This is a genomic window from Cohnella fermenti, from assembly GCF_004801405.1.
Lineage (GTDB): Bacteria > Bacillota > Bacilli > Paenibacillales > Paenibacillaceae > Cohnella > Cohnella fermenti.
In genome coordinates, this window is the sequence record NZ_SSOB01000002.1 from 308,167 (window position 1) to 323,264 (window position 15,098).

At 58.9% G+C, this 15,098-nt stretch carries 12 protein-coding genes; 3 read left to right on the forward strand and 9 right to left on the reverse strand.

Annotated elements, in window-relative coordinates; translation table 11 throughout:
* The first annotated feature begins 6 nt into the window (after positions 1-6).
* Both E6C55_RS02865 and E6C55_RS02870 read left to right on the forward strand, forming a co-directional pair.
* A complete protein-coding gene (locus E6C55_RS02865; protein WP_136368253.1) occupies positions 7-852 on the forward strand; it encodes a carbohydrate ABC transporter permease in 846 nt (281 codons plus the stop codon).
* A gap of 18 nt (positions 853-870) precedes the next feature.
* Positions 871-2,241: a glycoside hydrolase family 5 protein gene (locus E6C55_RS02870; protein WP_136368254.1), complete on the forward strand. Its 1,371-nt coding sequence runs from the start codon at positions 871-873 to the stop codon at positions 2,239-2,241.
* Between the two features lie 63 nt (positions 2,242-2,304).
* Here the strand turns inward: E6C55_RS02870 and E6C55_RS02875 are convergent, their stop codons facing one another.
* The 4 genes from E6C55_RS02875 to E6C55_RS02890 form a co-directional block, all read right to left on the reverse strand.
* Positions 2,305-2,976, reverse strand: coding sequence for a helix-turn-helix transcriptional regulator (locus E6C55_RS02875; RefSeq protein ID WP_136368255.1), 672 nt, complete (start codon positions 2,974-2,976; stop codon positions 2,305-2,307).
* A 247-nt stretch (positions 2,977-3,223) separates the two neighbouring features.
* Entirely contained in the window at positions 3,224-3,670 is a 447-nt protein-coding gene (locus E6C55_RS02880; protein ID WP_136368256.1) for a hypothetical protein, read from the reverse strand.
* 15 nt (positions 3,671-3,685) lie between these two features.
* Positions 3,686-5,017 carry an SPFH domain-containing protein gene (locus E6C55_RS02885; RefSeq protein ID WP_136368257.1) on the reverse strand — a complete coding sequence of 444 codons (1,332 nt, stop codon included), beginning with the start codon at positions 5,015-5,017 and terminating at the stop codon, positions 3,686-3,688.
* 219 nt (positions 5,018-5,236) lie between these two features.
* Positions 5,237-6,361, reverse strand: a complete 1,125-nt coding sequence (locus E6C55_RS02890; protein ID WP_136368258.1) for an NADH-dependent flavin oxidoreductase — start codon at positions 6,359-6,361, stop codon at positions 5,237-5,239.
* 259 nt (positions 6,362-6,620) lie between these two features.
* On the opposite strand from E6C55_RS02890, the gene E6C55_RS02895 reads away from it, so the two are divergent.
* A complete protein-coding gene (locus tag E6C55_RS02895) occupies positions 6,621-7,436 on the forward strand; it encodes an aminoglycoside N(3)-acetyltransferase (RefSeq protein ID WP_136368259.1) in 816 nt (271 codons plus the stop codon).
* Here the strand turns inward: E6C55_RS02895 and E6C55_RS02900 are convergent.
* The 5 genes from E6C55_RS02900 to E6C55_RS02920 form a co-directional block, all read right to left on the reverse strand.
* Entirely contained in the window at positions 7,433-8,311 is an 879-nt protein-coding gene (locus tag E6C55_RS02900; RefSeq protein ID WP_136368260.1) for a DMT family transporter, read from the reverse strand. The genes E6C55_RS02895 and E6C55_RS02900 overlap by 4 nt on opposite strands.
* Positions 8,312-8,829: 518 nt before the next feature.
* Entirely contained in the window at positions 8,830-10,254 is a 1,425-nt protein-coding gene (locus E6C55_RS02905; RefSeq protein WP_168735419.1) for an MFS transporter, read from the reverse strand.
* A gap of 172 nt (positions 10,255-10,426) precedes the next feature.
* Positions 10,427-10,969, reverse strand: coding sequence for a TetR/AcrR family transcriptional regulator (locus E6C55_RS02910; protein WP_136368262.1), 543 nt, complete (start codon positions 10,967-10,969; stop codon positions 10,427-10,429).
* Between the two features lie 109 nt (positions 10,970-11,078).
* Complete coding sequence (helD, locus tag E6C55_RS02915) at positions 11,079-13,496, reverse strand: RNA polymerase recycling motor HelD (RefSeq protein ID WP_136368263.1); 2,418 nt, start codon at positions 13,494-13,496, stop codon at positions 11,079-11,081.
* Positions 13,497-14,434: 938 nt separating this feature from the next.
* Complete coding sequence (locus E6C55_RS02920) at positions 14,435-14,842, reverse strand: hypothetical protein (protein ID WP_136368264.1); 408 nt, start codon at positions 14,840-14,842, stop codon at positions 14,435-14,437.
* Positions 14,843-15,098: the final 256 nt, after the last annotated feature.

The following is a 15,098-nucleotide window of genomic DNA, read 5'->3' on the forward strand; positions in this document are numbered from 1 at the left end:
ACCGCTATGCTGAATGCCCTCGGGAACAAGAGACGGGACAGGATTGCCTACGCTCTCCTTCTGGTTCTGCTGGTCGCCTGCTCGATCGTCGCTTTGTTCCCTTTTCTATGGATGATATCGGCTTCCCTGCGCACCGACGTGGACCTGTTCCGCAACCCGATGAACTGGATACCCCAGTCGCTGTACCTCGATAACTTCAAGGAGGTCTGGACGGCGATCCCGTTCGGCACGTACTTCTGGAATACGCTCAAGCTGACCGTCATCATCACCGTCCTTCAGGTGCTCATCTGCTCCATGGCGGCCTATGCGTTCGCCAAGCTGCGAATTCCGTTCAAGAATGCGATCTTCCTGCTGTTCATGACGAACCTGATGATGCCCTGGCACTCGATCATGGTTCCCCAGTTCACCGTCGTCAGCGAGCTCGGCCTCTACAACACGCATACGGGCTACGTTCTCGTTCAGTTGTTCAGCGGCTTCGGCATTTTCCTGCTGCGGCAGTTCTTCCTGTCCCTTCCCGCCGAGCTGAACGAAGCGGCCCGCATCGACGGCTTCGGCGAATGGGCCATCTACTGGCGCATCATCCTGCCGCTTGCCCGCGCGGGCGTCTCGACGCTGGCCATCTTCACCTTCACGTTCATGTGGAACGATTACCTGGCGCCGCTGATCTATCTTCAGGACGACGGCCTGAAGACGCTGCAGCTCGGCCTCAAGTCGTTCCAGACCGAGCATACGACCGACTACGGCCTGCTTATGGCGGGCACGCTGATCGCCACGATCCCGATGGTTGTCGTCTTCCTCGCCGGGGAGCGGTTCTTCACGAAGGGCGTCGCCACCACCGGCATGAAAAATTAACCGACAAGGAGAACCCCCATGACGACATATATGAACGATGCACACGCCAACGATACGCGCGACTTCCTGCAGGTCAGCGGCGAACACTTCGCCGTGAACGGCGAGAACGTTCTGCTCCGCGGCTTCGGCCTCGGCTCCTGGATGAATCTCGAGCACTTCATGATCGGCCTTCCCGGCACCGACACGATGATCAAGCAAGCGTTCTCCGACGTGTACGGCCCGGAACGGAGCGGCGCCTTCTTCCATAAGTTCCTGCTGGAATTCGTGGACGAGAGGGACTTCGCGTACTTGAAGAGCCTCGGCGTCAACCACATCCGCATCCCGTTCAACTACAAGTACTTCATCGACGACCAGAACCCGGAGACGATCAAGGAGGAAGGCTTCGTCTATCTTGACCATGTGCTCTCCCTGTGCGCCCGGTTCCAGATTTACGGCATTCTCGACCTGCACTCGGTGCCGGGCGGGCAGAATCCCGACTGGCATTGCGACACGTCGAGCGGCTTGCCGCTGTTCTGGGAATTCGGCGCGCTGCGGGATACGGTCATCCGCCTGTGGGGGCACATGGCGCAGCGCTATCGCGGCAACCCGTGGATGGGCGCCTACGACATCGTCAACGAGCCTTCGCTTGTGAAGGACGCCAAGGTGTTCAACGAGTTCTACCGCAAGGTGATCGCGGAGATTCGCCGGTACGACGCCGATCATATCATCTTCATCGAGGGCAACGCGTTCACGACCGACTTCTCGATGCTCGATCCGGTGGACGATCCGCAGGTTGCCTACGAGTTCCACTTCTATCCGTTCGTCAAGGAACCGGCCGTGCTTACGGAGGAGATGGCGCGTCCGCGCCGCCGGGAGATCTTCAAGGAGGCGTTCGACGAGCTGCTGGCGGTGCGCGGCAAGTACAAGCGCCCCGTCTGGTGCGGGGAGCTCGGCCTCGTCTGGGAGCCGGAGCGGATCGGCTTCCTGACATCGATCATGGAAGACATGCTGGAGCTGTGCGAGACGAACGATGTCTCCTGGGCGCTGTGGACGTACAAGGACGCCGCTTGCATGGGCATTGTCTACCCCTGCGAAGAGACGCTGTGGCGACAGCTCACAGGCCGCATCCGCGAGGGGTGGAACCAACACGAGGAGCAGGCGAAGGGGGAAGCGCTTGTCGACTACATGGCGGCAACGTACTTCAAGCCGATCTCCGCGGAGATGCGGTACCCGCTCCAGTTCCGGATGCGAACGATTATGCAGGTCGTCTGCGTGGAGCAGAACCTGAAGCCGTTCCTGCGGGAGGTGCCGTGGGAGGACGCGCTCAAGCTGCCGGAGTCGTTCCATTGGGACCAATGCGCGACCTGGGGCGAGCTGGAGGTTCTGGTGAAGCGGTGTACGGGGGCGTAAAGCCGAGGATAAGCCAAGGAGAGAATTCCCTCTCGCGGGGAATTCTCTCCTTGGCTTACCTGGTTATGATGCCGTCAATTCGTTCCCGCAGAACTCGCACTCTCGCGATTCTCCCGGAAGGACCATGGTACTGGACCCGCAGCCTTGGCAGACGACAGCCCGCGGGCTTGCCGCTGCCGGCCGAGAGGCGGCTCCGCCCGCGTCCGGGATTCCGGAGACCGGATTCGGATCGCTTCTCCGCTCGCCCGACACAGCCTCGAGTCCATTGCCCGTCAGCCCCTTCAACTGCTGAATGTATCTCATGTCCTGCTCGACATCGCGGTAGCGAATCCCCGTTCTGGCGGCAATCTCGTTATAATCCGCCACTCCTCCTTCTGCCAGGCGAGCGTAAATCCGATACCGCTCTTGCATCTTGGCTCTCCGTCTCTTGCCCAAGCCATAGAAGACGAATGCAGGCGTCAATAGCACGGCAGCGACGATCATCAGCCCCACCACAAGCTCCCCGGGCGTCAGAACGTTTTCCCCCCAATAGTTTATTACGATAATAATAACGGACCAGACAAGCCACATCCAGGTGAAGAAGTGCCCGGTTACCTCATAATCCTTGTCGCGCAGGTGATTCACATTGGCATGAGCCAGAAAGCGGATCAGAATAAGCAGAATTGCCAATGGGAAAAACAGAATCGTAAGCCATATAATCAGTCCGTTGCTGATTTTAGGTTGGTTGAGTTCCATCGCGATGCCCCCTTCGCCAAGTCACCGAGCTTGCTCAAGTTGCTTATTCTACGTAAAGCTTGTTGCCGCATTACTCGCATACCGTGGATTCGTCGGGGAATAGCGCCGGGCCGGAGCCGCAGCCCCGGCAGACGACGGTATGCCCCCGGTCGTATTCCTCGATTCCGCGAACAACCCTTGATACACGCGATATCGTTCCGCCATCATGTTCCTGCGATTGTTGTGCGCCAGAAGGAAGATAATGCTCTCAGGTTCCCTCTTCCTGCGCGGCAGAGTTGATTCTATATAGAATCATAAGTCCCATCAGCAGCAAAGCAATGGCCAAGGCTGCGAATTGGATTAGCCCATAGACAACGATAGGCACGTCCAGAATCCATGAGAAGACGATCGCGACCGCCAACGCGACGAGAAGGTAGAGCGCGGCGATCACTCCCATTCCCGCATAGGAAGGGAACAGTCTTCTTGAACGGGGCAAGCTCGTCGCATAGTGCATGGCAGTCCCATACAGGAGACCTTCTCCAAGGATCAGAGCCACCGTCGTTATCCAGGTGTGGCCGGTCCTGCTGAGCGGAGCGTCAATCAGCGCCACCAGCGCTGCGGTCAAGAGCAATGCCGCCGCGAACAATGCCGTTACGAGGAGCGGCACTGCCCGTCCGGCTTCGTTGACTTGAGGCGTTCCCCCATCGTTCTGCATCTGCGTTCCCCTCCTTTATTCCGACAGCCTGGTGCCGCATTCGAGGCAGAATTTCTGCCCCGGCTTTGCTTCGCGCTGGCAGCTCGGGCAAGTCCGGCGAAGACTTGTTCCGCACTCCGGACAGAACTTGCCGCTCGGGTCGACTTCCGTCCCGCACTGACCGCACACCGGTTGTCGCAACAAGTATCCGCATCTCGTGCAAGCCTCGGTCTCCGGAGCGTTATCCGCTCCGCACTTCGGACAAGGATGATTCGGATCGCCGCAATTCGGGCAGAACTTCGCCGAGAGGGGGAAGTCGTGTCCGCATTGGCTGCACGTCGTCTGGTCCGCTTGGGCCTCCTGAGTCGGCTGGGCAGGCGGAGATGACGTTCCCGTCTGGTAACCATATCCGCAAGCGATGCAGAACAGGGCATCCTGCCGGTTAAGCGTGTTGCAACTCGGGCAAGGCTTATTGTAAGAAGCGCCGATATTCATCTGGCCCGTCAGGCCCGACATCTGTTGTCCGAACGACCCTCCGATCCCGACTCCCATTCCGAGTCCGATCCCGGCCCCCATCACGTTCGCTCCTCCGCTCCCTTCGTTCCTGGCGGCCCCCTCCAACGTGTCGAACGTCCGCTGCTGTTGATAGGTGTATCCGAGAATGTCCATCTCCGCCTTCTTGACCAGCGCCTCCTTCAGCTTAAGCGTGGCGGGATCGTCCTCCGGCGTATTGATGGAGTCGATAAAGAAATGGGTCAGTCGAATGCCGAACTCCCGAAAGGTCGGGGCAATGCGAGCCTCGATATGCTGGGAGATCTCCGATAAATACGCGGAAATCTCGAGAATGCTGATTCTCTTCTGGACGAGGTATGAAGAGATCATCTCTTTGATGTTCATCATGAGCACGCCGCGGAAATAACGGACGAGAGTATTCCTGTCGAATGTTGAACCCGTGCCCACCAGCCGGGTCAGGAAGGACTTCGAATCCTCGACCACAATTCCGAGTTGACCGAACGAGCGGATGTTGACGAAGAGCTGATACTTCGGGTCTTGCAGTTGAATGGGGACGGCCGTGCCCCACTTGACGTCCAGGGAGTAAGCCTTGTTGACGTACCAGACCTCCGCCGTGAACGGAGAACGGCCCCCGAACGGAAGATTCACGATGCTCTGCAGCAGCGGGATATTGGCCGTACTTAACGTATGTCGTCCGGCGCCGAATACATCCAGCGCCTTGCCTCCCTTGAACAGAATCGCTTCCTGGGATTCGTTCACGATAAGCTGCGTCCAGGTGCCCAGCTCTTGATTCGGATACTTCCACGCGTATACGCCTTCAGGCCCGTCGAACTTGACAACTTCTATGATGGCCATGCGATTGCCTCCTGAGTTCCCTTGGGACGGCGCGACAATGCGACGGATTCCCCCAGGTTTCGACTTCGTAGTAGTTCTAATTCTACGTCTGTTGGATATATCCTCCAGTTCCGACGCCCCTTCACGCAAAAAAAAGACACCTCTATCCGGTGTCTTTGTTAACTGAATCTGTCGCAAGGCTTAGGGGAAATGTCCTGTCCGGAGGTTGTCCTCTGCCGTTTAATCCCCGATCGGGAACCAGCCCGGAACGCGGACGATCGACTCCCAGAGCGGGCCGGGAACCTTCAGGCGGTCCTTGCCTCTCGGGTCGAGCTTGGTCTCCACTTCGTCCTGGCGACCGGATTCGACCTTCTGGGCCCAGTCCGGGTCGATGATGAGCTCGCGGCCGATTGCGACCAGCTCGATGCCCGTCGCCAAGGCTTCGACTGCGTCCTCCGGGGTCTTCACCGCGCCGACGCCGATGACGGGCACGAGATGGCCGATCCGCTGCCGGACCCATTCCAGACGGGTGAGGCTGTCGTCCGCACCGCGCCGCGGACGGGAACGGAAGTCGTTCTGCGAGACGTGAACGTAATCGAGCTCCTTCGTCGCCAGCTCATCCAGCAAGCGGAACGTCTCCTCCATCGTGATGCCGGGAGTCGTCGCCTCTTCGGGCGAGAAGCGGTAGCCGATCAGGAAGGGGCGCTCCGCCCGCTCGCGCACAACCCGCTTCACCTCGTCGACGACGGCGAGAGGGAACCGCAGCCGGCGCTCGATATCGCCTCCCCAGCGATCCTCGCGTCGGTTCGCGTGCGGCGAATAAAATTGCTGGATCAAGTACCCGTTGGCGCCGTGAAGCTCGACACCGTCATACCCGGCCTCGATCGCGCGCCGGGTCATCTCGCCGAAGTCGCGGACGATCGACTCGATCTCCGTCTCCGTCAGCTCGCGCGGCAGCACCTCAGGGTTCTGTTCGGAGGAGACGGCGCTCGCACCGACGACATCCCCGTTCGGCACAAGAACCGGCTTGCATTCTCTGCCGCCGTGGAAAATCTGCAGGACAGCCTTCGCCCCCTTCTCCCGGATCGAGCCCGCCAAGCGTTCCAGGCTCGGAATCATCTCGTCCCGGTCGGCGGCGAACTCGCCGGGGAACCCTTTGCCGTTGGGCGTCCCGTAGACGCACGCGGTGACGACCATGCCGACGCCCCCCGCCCGGCGGGCGTAATAATCGACTTCCTCATTCGACACCGTGCCGTCGGAATAGGCGGAGAAATTCGTCATGGGGGCCATGACGAGACGGTTCTTGACTTCGACGCCGCTGCGGAAGCGGTATGGCTCGAACAGCGGCCGGTATTCCGATCTCATGGGTTTACTCGCTCCTTCGAATTAAACTGTAACAAATTCGATTACTGTTGTTGTTATTGTCACAGATTAAAGTTCGGTTGTCAATACCGGCCGTCTGCGATGAAGCCAGCCGAATTAGAGCTTGCGTCCGGGATTCGCCATTGCTATGATAGAGGCGACAATCAACTTAAGGGCTATGCTCCCTGGCGTTCGGCTAGAGACAACCCCGCTACCTTGTAGCGGGGTTGTCTTATTTACTATGAGAGGCGGAATCGAATCGATGAAGGCAACAACCGAAGCGAATGCGTTAGCAAGACCCCTTCTGACGAAGGAGGAGCTGATTCGGCACTTCAGAAGCTGCGGAGTTGCGGAGGGCCAGACGCTGATCGTCCATGCCTCGCTGAGCAAGCTCGGGTACGTCATCGGCGGTGCCGAGACGTTAATCCGTGCGCTGCTCGAGATCGTGGGCGAGGAGGGAACGCTGACGATGCCATCGCAGACGTGGAAAAACCTTGATCCTTCCGCAGGAGTCCATTGGGAGCTTCCCCCGGAGGCTTGGCCGGTCGTGAGGGAGCACTGGCCCGCCTACGACAAGGAGGTCACTCCCGCCATCGGCATGGGAGTCACCGCCGAGATGCTCCGCAAGTGGCCGGGGGCGAGACGGTCCGACCATCCGGCCCGGTCGTTCGCGGCAGTAGGCAAACACTCGGAGTTCATCACGGCTCACCATGATTTGTGCAATATTTTCGGAGAGGGGTCGCCCCTGGACAAGCTGTACCGGCTTGACGCCCGCATTCTGCTGATCGGCGTCGGCTACGAGAAGAACACTTCGCTGCATCTCGCGGAGACCCGGGCGGGCTTCCCGGGCAAGAGGTTCTCGACGGAGAGCAGCGCTATCGCCGTGAATGGGGAACGCCGCTGGGTCGCTTACGAGACCCAGGAGGTGCTCGACGACGACTTCGCGCGCCTGGGGGCCGAATACGATGAGGAACGGAGCATCAAGGTCTGCCGAATCGGCAGTGCCGACGTTCGTCTCCTGGAGCAGCGCTCGCTCGTCGATTGGGCGGTCGCCTGGATGGAGCGCAACCGCGCTTAGCTTCCTTGCCTTCTCTTCCGGCTGGAGACGAATACCCCGCACAGAATGCAAGCCATGCCGACGAACAAGGTCCAATGGGCGGGCTCGTCCAGCAGGCAGACGCCCCAGATGATGGCCGTGCCCGGCACGAGATAAGTGACCATCGAGGCGAATGTCGGCCCGCCCTTCTGGACCATGAAGTAGAACAGAATATACGCAACGCCGGAGCCGAAGACGCCGAGGCCGACGGCTGATCCGAGAGCGGACGGCGAGGCCAGGCGGCCGAGATCGACGGCTTCCGTCGAGAAAGCCATCGTGCCGCTGACGAGCATCGCGATCAGCAGTGTGCCGAATGCGACCTGGTACATCGTCGCTTCCCGGAATCTGGCGGACAACTGCGAACCGAAGCCGTAGCACAGAGTCGCGCCCAGCATCCCGGCGAATCCGGCAATGTCGACGGAGACGATCGAATGCGGATTGATGTCGAGCAGCACAAGCAGCCCGGCGAACGCGATCCCCATGCCAAGCCACTGCATCCGGCTCGCGGCGGTTCGGAAGATTAAGACGCCGATGACAACCGTCCACAGCGGCGTCGTTGCGTTCAGAATGGAAGCCATGCTGCTCGTCAGTCTCGTCTCGCTGAAGCCGATGAGCGTCCACGGAAGCGCCGTGTTGACGAGCGCCGTGACCGCCATGAGCGGCCAAGGAAGCGACCTCCACCCGAACGGCTGACGCAGCGCGAGCATAATCGCCGTAATTGTGACAAGCCCGAAGGAAGAGCGGATAAACGAGATCGTCCACGGACCGAAGTCGTGAAGCAGTTCCTTCACGAACAGGAACGAACCGCCCCAGATGAGGCCCAGAACAATAAGTGCAGCATAGAGCAAGCGTAGCATGGCCGAATTCCTTCTCTCTCGTGATCTCTCATGATGACCATTGTTCTCTTATTCTATCACACGTCCGCTATATTCGATTTGTCTCCTTTTGTCTTCTCCTTGTCTTCTCCGTCACGCCGTTCGCTCCCTCCCGACGTTCACCCAACCGATGACGGATGCGATTTACTATGAATTTCCGCATCCGTCGGCTGTTCGTCGGCGGGAATTCGGCGGGCGCGCGGCGTTTTATACGGTTTTTCACATTCATCGGCTCGGATTGGCGGCATTTGCGGCGTTTTATGTGATTTATAACATACATGCGACAGCTCGCCCCCGGATTTCCTCCATTTATGTTATTTTTCGCATACAATCACCCAAACTGCTCGTTATCGTGCTGCGCCAATGTGAATTTTCGCATAAAATCCTGTCATCGAAGCGGCTTCGCCAGGTGCGAGCGCGCATCCTTGCCGCCCCCATACCAAAGAGGCACCTTGTCGGGTGCCCCAAGCGAACTCGGCCATGCCTGATGCCATCGTCCGTCAAGCCTCCGTGCCGGCGACGGAAGCGCGGGCTCTCGCCTTCTCTGCCCGGCGGCTCTTCTTCGCCAGCAAGGCGACGGACAGGATCGCCGCCGCCAGCATGGCCGTCAGTACGAACAGCGTCGGCACGAGATGATCGCCGAAGTCGTTCGGCGTTGCGACGACTCCGCCGCGGGCGAAGACGAGGCCGCCGATCGCCACCCCGAACACGCCGCCGAGCTCCCTTGCCGCGTTGCTGAGGCCGCTCGCTTCGCCCGCTGCGCTATCGGGCACAGAACTGAGCAGGCCATGGGAGAGCGGGGTGAAGCTGAGGCCCATGCCGACCCCGGCCGCCATCATCATCGGAACGATGTAGCCGAACGGGAAGACCGCTCCCTGGCTCATAATGACCAGCGCGAACCCGAGCAGCGCGGCCATCTGCAGCAGAATGCCGATAAGCAGCACGTTCTTCGAGCCGAACCGCCCGATCACGAGGCCCGCGAGCGGCGCGGCGACCATCGTGCAAGCGGTCCAGACCATCTCCCGAACGCCGGCTCCGAGCGCGCTGTAGCCCTGGGCCTGCTGCAGGAACAGGGTGAGCAGGAAGATCGCCCCGAAGATGCCCGCGTTAAGCCAGAAGCCGGCCATCAGATAGGCGCTGTACGTGCGGTTGCGGAATTGGGACAATTGGATAAAAGGACGTTTCCTGCCTCTCTCCCAACCATAGAATGCGAGCAGCAGCAGCGCTCCGCCGGCGATCGGCCCCCATACGCCGAATTCGCCCCACCCTTCGTCATTGCCGCGAACGAGGCCGTACACGAGGCCGAACAGGCCGGCACCAAGCAGCGCGATCCCGACCGGGTCGACCGGCCTGCTCTCCCCCTTCGATTCCTTCAGCCACTTGAGCCCGAACAGCACCGCCAGAACGCCGAACGGCACGTTCACCCAGAAGATCATCTCCCACGGCGCGCCTTCGATAATCGCGCCGCCGACGAGCGGCCCGATCGACAGCCCCAGGCCGGAGATGCCGGACCAGATGCCGATCGCCGCCGCCCTCTTCTCGGGCGGGAACGCGCTGCTGACGAGCGTCAGGCTGATCGGCATGATCGCCGCGGCCCCGACTCCTTGCAGCGCTCTGGCCAGCGTGAGCTGCATCGAGCTGTCGCTGAGAGCGGCGGCAAGCGAGCCGAGCGTGAACAGGACGACCCCCGCCAGGAACATTCGCTTGCGACCGAGCCTCTCTCCGAGCATGCTGAACGGGATGAGCAGCACAGCGAACGCCAGCGTGTAGGCGTTCAAGAACCATTGAAGATCCGACATTCCGGCGTTGAACTCGGCTTGAATGGACGGAAGCGCCACCCCCACCACCAAATTGTCCAGCATCGCCATAAACAGAGCAATACAGGTGATGACCATGAGGCGAATCCGATAAGCGGTCGATACCATTGTGCCTCCACACTCCTTGACATTATTATTTATAGATAAATAAATTAACACCCAAAAAAAGAGAGCCCTTCGCCCGATAACCCTTCGCCGCCCCCCAAGCCGTCTCATGCAGCCGTCTCGCTCAGCCGTCCGCCTGCCGCCAATCGGTTAGCTTGGCGGCAGGGGAAGCGCCTTATCCATCTTCGCCCATATCCATCATGCCGAGCTGAGGCAGCTCCAGCACCTCCGCCATCGCGATGACCATGCCGCAGGCAACGAATTGGCTCGCCAGGGCCTCGGCCTGCGGCAGGCCGGCACTATCGAAGCGATCTGCAACGAGCTCGTGAATCAGCTTGAACTTCCCGCGCACGAATTGCCGAATGTCCGGCTCCGGCGTCGTGAACGACTGCATGCATAACAGGATCTCGTCGCGGTGGGTGTCCATCAGCACATTGAACGCATGCCCCATGCGATGAGCCAGCTCCTTCGGCGGAGCCTCGACGGATCGGAACGCCTCGATCAGACGGCCCACCGCCCGATCGAGCACCGCGAGGTACAGCTCCTCCTTCGTCTTGAAGAAGTGGAACACGTAAGGCTGGGTCACCCCGACTGCGGCGGCGACGAGCGCAGTTGTCGTCTTGTAGAAGCCGTTGGCGGCGAATTGAGCGGCAGCGGCGTCCAGAATCTGATCCTTCCGATTCGGGGACGCGAGCGGGTTGTTCTTCTGTCTGGCCATAGCGTACCTCGTTTATTTACCAATAAATTAATTCATTTGTGCGCTGCTGTCAACTGTTTGCTGAACATTTGGGGCCGAAGCGGCGGTCGAAGCGATTCCGCAACTGTGGTCACGCCTCCGTCTCGTACGTCGAACCGTCCGCCGCCTGCACGAACGGCGACCATTCCCCGACCGAATAGAGTCGGAGCCGGTGCATCGCGCGGGTGCAAGCCGTGTAGAACAGCTTGCGCTCGCTCTCCCGGCTGTACGTCCGCGAAGACGCGTCGTACACGAGCACCGCGTCGAATTCGACGCCCTTCGCCAGATAAGCGGGAATGACCGAGGTGCCCTTCTCGAAGCTCGGCGTGCTCTTGGTGACCAGGCGCAGCTTCTCGCACCCCTGAGCGGCGAGAAGCTCGCCGGCGCGGGCGCTCTCGGCCGCCGTCTTCGCGATCACGGCGATCGACTCGAAGCCTTCCGCCCGCAGCGCGGCGATATCCGCCGCAATCCGCGCCGCCCGCTCTTCCTCGCTGCCCGCCTTATAGACGACCGGCTTCTCTCCCCTTCGCTCGAACGGCACAATCTCCCGCTCGCCGGGAAGCAGCGATCTCGCGAACTCCACGATCTCCCGGGTCGAACGGTAGCTCCGGACGAGCCGGATCAGCCGCGTCTCCGACTCTCCGTACAGACGGAGGAGCGGAGAATCCGTCTGCTGCAGGTCGGTCGATTGCGTGAAGATCGCCTGATCGAAGTCCCCCAGCACCGTCATGCGGGCGCGCGGGAACAGCTTCTTCAGGAATTCGTATTGGAACATCGAATAATCTTGCCCCTCGTCGACGAACACGTGCCGAACTTCCGTGTTGACCCTCATTCCTTCCACGAGCTCCTGCAGGTGCAGATACGGTGTCGCGTCTTCGTAGAACAGTTCTCCCCCGTTTATTTTCGCCAAGGTTAGCTTGCCGATCTGCTCCCACCGCGACGGAATGCGCGTCTCTCCCGTCATCTCCCGATAAGCGTCCGGCCCCCGGAACAATTGGGCGTACAAGCCGGTCTTGTCGATGAACGCGAACCTCCGCACGCTTCTGCGCAGCGGCTTGAACTGCTCCTTCACGATCGTGCGGCGCAGCAGCTCCTCCTCGCGTTCGGCGTAATCGAAGTCTCCCTCGTCCCCGCGGGTAATCCCCTGCAGTCGCTCGCGCGCTTCCGCCCACCGCTCGGCGAAGTCGAAGACCCCTCTGTCCTTGTGCAGCTCGCGGTGAACCTCCGCATATTGATCGTTGTCGAGGAAGTGCATCTCCTCCTGGACCCAATCCGCCTCCCGTTCCTTGCGCTCCAGAGCAGCCAGCTCCTTCAGCAGCCACTCCTGAAGCAAGGCGACGCGGTTCGCAAGCCGGGTGCTCGGATCGTAGCTGTAGAACTTCTCGCGCATCCGCGCGGCGGACACCAGCTCCCGGTCGCGGAACCGGATGCCGACGAACCGCATGCCGTCCCGCTCGAGCCAAGACGCATAACGCTGAAGAGCGTCCAGGTACGCCTCCGACGACTTGTAGCGAATGGCCTCAAGCCGCGCCTCGTACGACGGGGCCGCTTCCTCCGTCAGCACGTATTCGAGCTGGTCGAACGGATCTTCCAAGCGAAGGGATGCACCAAGCCAATGGTCCAGGTACTCCTGGAACGTCGTCTGCTGCATGTTCTCCTCGCCCAGCTCGGGCAGAACCGTGGAGACGTAGCTGTTGAACATCGAATTAGGGGAGAAAAGCACGATCTGATCCGCCTTGATCCGATCCCGGTAGCGATACAGCAGGTAGGCGACCCTCTGCAGGGCAGCCGAGGTTTTGCCGCTTCCCGCCGCGCCTTGGACGATAAGCATTCGGCTTCGCTCGTCGCGGATGATCGCATTCTGCTCCCGCTGAATCGTCGCCACGATGCTCTTCATCTGCGAGTCCGCGCCATGGCCGAGCACCTGCTGCAGCAGCTCGTCCCCGATCGTCAGGCTGGCGTCGAACAGATTGCGGAGCTGACCGTCCCGGATCTGATATTGCCTCTTGAGCGCCATCCGCCCTTCGATCAACCCTCCGGGGGTCTGATAAGCCGCTTCGCCCGGCTGATAATCGTAATACATGCTCGCGATCGGAGTGCGCCAATCGTAGATCAGGAAGTTCATGCCGTCTTCAGTGGCGAAGGACGACACGCCGATGTACACTTGCTCGCGATCGTGCAAGCCGTCCTCCTCGAAGTCGATCCGCCCGAAGTAAGGCGACGGCAGCAGCCGGTTCAGGCTGTGCCACTGCTGCGTCCGCTGCCGGTGGCTCCGCTCCCTCTCCGACAGAACCGCCGCCTGCTGCTTGATCGTGAAGAACGTCTCCTCGAAGTCCTCGTCCGTGGCTGTATTGACCGTCACTTCTTCCCAGAACTTCTTGCGAATATCGACGACCTGCTCGCGCAGCCCGGTCACCTCCGGCGCCAGCTTCTCGATTCTCTCCCGCAGCCGGGCCGTCACCTCGTCCAGCCGCTCTCGCTCCTGCTGCCATTCGATTCTCTGCGACATCTTCAAGAACACGCTCCTTCGGATCAAAATTTCGATGCGGATATTCGGCGAACACTCCTAATCGGCGCAACCCAATCAGCGGGCCGCCCATAATCGGCTAATCGGCGGCAGCCTGTTGACAGCTCCTATCCCGTATGGTAAGATTAAATTGTAAGTAAGATAGGATGATTATGCGAATAATCACAAAACACAATGAATAGCGCCCCTAATCATAGCACAGGGGTCCCATAGATGCAAGCAACCCGGCGGATCGCCGGGTTTTTTATTTTGCAGGATTATCGAATAGCGGGAATGCCGCCGACGGCCGGGATTTTATGCGAGAAACGACGTTGGCGGATTGGCGACATCGGCGGGGGCGCGACGCGATAACGAGCGGTTTGATCGATTGTATGGGAGAAGCCTCTGGGGCGATCGGCGGGCAAGATGGGCGGGGAATCCGCACAACGACAGCTCGTTCCGCTGCCGCTGCTTCCGCATTTGTTGCTCTCGTCGCCGCTGGTGTGCTACCTAACGCGATAACGAGAGGTTTGACCGGGTTTGGCCGATTATATGTGAAAAATCACATTCGCGAGACGCACCACCAGGCGATTTAAACGATTCTATGTGAAAAACCACATACATGAAGACCATTCCGCTCCGCAGCCCCCTTATATATGCGAAAAATCACATAAAACACCCCGATTCACCCGAAATCCAAGGCCGCGAATGTGAAAAATCACATAAAATCGGATGAATGGGCGAACCATGGGCCATCCGAACGGTATGCCTACTAAGTGCGGCAACCATTCGACCATCCGTCGGCCACCCGACCACCCTTCACTCCTCCGAAGACCATTCGGCGCCCACTCGACATGAAAAGAACTTTGGTTTAGCCCCCCTGCTCTTAATAAGCGGCCATACATTCTATAGGTTCGGCGCTGGGTAGCCCCCACATAAAATTAATCAGCTTTTAAACCTAAGATGTATTCTATTCTAGATTTAGCAGAATCGCTTGTTTCCCTGATTCTATATTCCCCTTTATTATCAATAAATTTCTTACATATTTGAATGTCCTTCATCAGCATTTCAATGTCATTTTTATCGATGTGCTCTTCAAATTTAGTGTTTTCCAGATATCCATCCAGTTTAAAATATATAAAATCAGCAATTTCTTTATACTTCAAACTCTCTATTGCAATAGAAACAAAATATAGTGTTTTAGTAAATAAACTATCGTTTACTCTTCTCCATTCTTCTTCTAACATTTTCGCTGAAGCCTGCGCTACATTTAAACCCTCTTCATCTATATATTCCTCAAGGCCGAAAGTTACTGAATCTTTTATTCTTTCATAACCCATAATGTTCATACTATACATCCCTCATTTCATACTTCATGCGTTCCCCCACTGGCAAAACTTTTGACTGAATTGCCGCTTGTATTATAGAAATGAAGGAGTGGGTGGCTAGCCTTACCATATGACCTACTCGTTATGTTAACTAGTACACCATTTCAGAAGTTCATTCCCCTTATAAAATGCCGAAGACTAAAAGTCACTCCATACAAATGGGAACTGGTTTGTTAGTACAGCGAGCAGTTGCGGAGCCGAACCTGTAAAGGGGATT

Bases quoted from the DNA above. Each gene is read 5' to 3' on its own strand.
- E6C55_RS02865 (WP_136368253.1), top strand. From the start codon at position 7: ATGCTGAATGCCCTCGGGAACAAGAGACGGGACAGGATTGCCTACGCT.
- E6C55_RS02870 (WP_136368254.1), top strand. From the start codon at position 871: ATGACGACATATATGAACGATGCACACGCCAACGATACGCGCGACTTC.
- E6C55_RS02875 (WP_136368255.1), bottom strand. From the start codon at position 2,976: ATGGAACTCAACCAACCTAAAATCAGCAACGGACTGATTATATGGCTT.
- E6C55_RS02880 (WP_136368256.1), bottom strand. From the start codon at position 3,670: ATGCAGAACGATGGGGGAACGCCTCAAGTCAACGAAGCCGGACGGGCA.
- E6C55_RS02885 (WP_136368257.1), bottom strand. From the start codon at position 5,017: ATGGCCATCATAGAAGTTGTCAAGTTCGACGGGCCTGAAGGCGTATAC.
- E6C55_RS02890 (WP_136368258.1), bottom strand. From the start codon at position 6,361: ATGAGATCGGAATACCGGCCGCTGTTCGAGCCATACCGCTTCCGCAGC.
- E6C55_RS02895 (WP_136368259.1), top strand. From the start codon at position 6,621: ATGAAGGCAACAACCGAAGCGAATGCGTTAGCAAGACCCCTTCTGACG.
- E6C55_RS02900 (WP_136368260.1), bottom strand. From the start codon at position 8,311: ATGCTACGCTTGCTCTATGCTGCACTTATTGTTCTGGGCCTCATCTGG.
- E6C55_RS02905 (WP_168735419.1), bottom strand. From the start codon at position 10,254: ATGGTATCGACCGCTTATCGGATTCGCCTCATGGTCATCACCTGTATT.
- E6C55_RS02910 (WP_136368262.1), bottom strand. From the start codon at position 10,969: ATGGCCAGACAGAAGAACAACCCGCTCGCGTCCCCGAATCGGAAGGAT.
- helD (WP_136368263.1), bottom strand. From the start codon at position 13,496: ATGTCGCAGAGAATCGAATGGCAGCAGGAGCGAGAGCGGCTGGACGAG.
- E6C55_RS02920 (WP_136368264.1), bottom strand. From the start codon at position 14,842: ATGAACATTATGGGTTATGAAAGAATAAAAGATTCAGTAACTTTCGGC.